This is a genomic window from Pseudomonadota bacterium (assembly GCA_022361155.1).
In the GTDB taxonomy this organism is placed as follows: Bacteria; Myxococcota_A; Polyangia; order Polyangiales; family JAKSBK01; genus JAKSBK01.
On the sequence record JAKSBK010000477.1, the window covers coordinates 1 to 2117 of the forward strand.

General features: G+C 69.5%; 3 protein-coding genes. All 3 read left to right on the forward strand.

What is annotated here, in order from left to right:
* A partial coding sequence (locus MJD61_18035; GenBank protein ID MCG8557164.1) for a hypothetical protein occupies window positions 1–574 on the forward strand: 574 nt, incomplete at its 5' end.
* 67 nt (window positions 575–641) lie between these two features.
* On the forward strand, window positions 642–1439 hold the full coding sequence (locus MJD61_18040; GenBank protein MCG8557165.1) for a DUF2927 domain-containing protein: 798 nt from the start codon (window positions 642–644) through the stop codon (window positions 1437–1439).
* The coding region (locus MJD61_18045; protein ID MCG8557166.1) for a DUF2927 domain-containing protein at window positions 1426–2117 on the forward strand (692 nt) is incomplete at its 3' end. The genes MJD61_18040 and MJD61_18045, both read left to right, overlap by 14 nt.

The following is a 2117-nucleotide window of genomic DNA, read 5'->3' on the forward strand; positions in this document are numbered from 1 at the left end:
GAAACCGAAAGCGAAAGCCCCCCTGCACAGCGGTGCCGAAGCCAAGGCCCTGGCCGTCGGTCGGCCGCAGCCCGCGGTCGCCGCGGCGCCGACGGGACGGACCACGAACCGGTTCGATGAACCCGGTTTCGGTTACGTAATCGAGTATCCGGCCGATTGGCAGATGGAGAAGGCGGCGGCCTACACCACCGTTTTCAGCGGCCGGCGCGGCACGCCGGCCTATGACGCCATCGTCAGCGTGCAGAACGTGCAGCCGGCGGCGGCGGACACGGCGGACGCGGTGCGGCTCGCCTACGACGACCTGAAGGCGCAGCTCGCCGACGCCGCCGAGGGCCTGGCCATCGACGCCGAGAAGGACGTGAGCTACGCCAAGCGCGGCGTCAGGCTGGCCGGGCGACAGTTCGTCGCCACCTACAACCACGGCGGCCGCCAGTTCCGCAAGTGGGCGCTGGTGCTGCCCCGGCCGTCCGGGGACATCACCCACGTCTGGTCCTATACGGCCCCGGCCAGCCGGTTCGACGCCTACCGCCCGGTGGCCGAGACCATGCTGCGGTCCTGGATCATCGCCAATTGACGTGGCCGCCGCGGTCGTCGGTCGTGTAGGATGACCCCCCGGCTCCGACGACGACCTTGGGTGACGCATGCGCCTGACCGCCTGCCTCCGTGTCCCGGTCCTGGCCCTGGCCGTTCTGCTGACGGCCGGCAGTCCCGTCCGGGCGGCCGAGACCAGGGCCTCCGATGCGGCCCTGATCGGGTTCTTCGAGGCCGTGGTGTTCCGCTCGGAGTACGAGTCGGTGACGCCGTCGACGCGCCTCAAGAAGTGGCTTCAGCCGCTGCGTGTGACGGTGTCGTCCCTGTCGGGCAAGGTCGTCCCGAAGCCCTCCGGCGGCAAGGAACTGAAGCTCAAGAAGCAACGCCCGGCCGCCCGGAACATCAAGATCATCCAGAAACACCTGCGCACCCTGGTGCGCCTGACGGGCGTCAGGACGGAGGACGCGAAGAAGGTCAAGAAGCCGGCCAACCTGGCCATCAAGTTCGTTCCCAGGCTGGCCATGGCCGCCCCCTTCATGGCCAAGGAGGCGCCGCCGGACCTGCTGAAGAAGCTCGCGGCACCGGGGGTCTGTTACTTCCTGACCTGGGCCGTCGAGTCCGGTGCCATCGTCAAGGGCATCATCGTCGTCAACAACCAGTTGCCGCCGGAGGACCTGGAGGCCTGTCTCCTGGAGGAGATGACCCAGGTCATGGGGCTTCCCAACGACAGCGACCTGGTCAGTCCGTCGGTCTTCAACCGGTCGTCCCAGCCGCGGCGGCTGAGCCGCAGCGACCGCATCCTGATCCGCACCGTCTACGACAAGCGGATGGCACCCGGTGCGCCCAAGGACGAGGCCATGGTGCTGGCCCGCAAGATCATCCCGGAACTCAACCGTGTGGTCGAATAGCGCCGCACTCGGGCGTCGAGCCCGCCGGGTTGCCCTGGCCGCGGTCCTGGGGGTCCTGTTCTCCTGTCCGCCGGACGGCGCTCGGGCCGACCCGGTTGAACTGGAGCGTTTGATCCAGGCCTTCGACGAGGTCGTCTTCGGCACCGACCTGGCCGGCGCCCAGGGTCAGCGGCATGTGGCCAAGTGGCGGGGACCGGTGTCGGTGTCGCTCCGGGTCGACCATGCCGGCGTGGTCGCCGGCACCGACGGTTCGGCCGGCGCGGGCGGGACGGCGGGCACGGCACCGCCCGCATGGGTGCGCGACGCCGTCCGGGCCCACCTCGCCCGCCTGCGCGACCTGACCGGCCTGGAGATGGCGCTGGTGGACGACCGGGACGCCGGGGCGGGCATCCGCATCACCCTGACCTCCCGGTTGGGCCTGGACACCATCGCCTTCGATGGTGTGCCGGCGGCGATGATGCGCCAGTTGCGCGGTCCCGGCCGCTGTTTCTTCGTCTACTGGCTGGGCCGGCCCGGGGTCATCGCGCGGGCCGAGATCGTGATCAACGACCAACTCGACCAGGATCACATAAGGCACTGTTTGGTCGAGGAGATCACCCAGTCCCTCGGCCTGCCCAACGATACGGACGTGGCCCGGCCGTCGGTGTTCAGCGACCACGACCGGCTGCTCGAACTGTC